At 70.1% G+C, this 344-nt stretch carries 1 pseudogene; it reads right to left on the bottom strand.

Going from position 1 to position 344, the window contains the following annotated elements:
• Positions 1–344, bottom strand: a pseudogene (locus PUR56_RS43345) (sugar ABC transporter ATP-binding protein); the annotation flags it as partial.

The raw sequence follows: 344 nt of genomic DNA, 5'->3' as shown, positions 1-344 counted from the left end.
GGTCGGTGGCGACGCGTTCGCGGGTGAACATGGCGGACAGGTCCCGGCCGACCATCAGCCGCACGAGGTCGCCCTCGCTGGTGGTCGCGGCGTCCTGGACGCCGGCGAGGGCGCCGTCGCGCAGCACCGCGATGCGGTCGGAGAGCTGGAAGATCTCCTGCATGCGGTGGGAGACGTAGATGACGGCTACGCCCTGGTCGCGCAGGCGGCGGATGAGGGCGAAGAGCGCGTCGACCTCGTGTTCGGACAGCGAGGAGGTGGGTTCGTCGAAGGCGATGACTTTGGCGTCGCCGGTGAGGGCGCGCAGGATTTCGACGAGTTGGCGTTGGGCGGGGGTGAGCTGG

The sequence above is a fragment of the Streptomyces sp. BE303 genome, assembly GCF_036290945.1.
Taxonomy (GTDB): Bacteria; Actinomycetota; Actinomycetes; order Streptomycetales; family Streptomycetaceae; genus Kitasatospora.
This window is presented reverse-complemented; position numbering and strand designations above follow the sequence as displayed.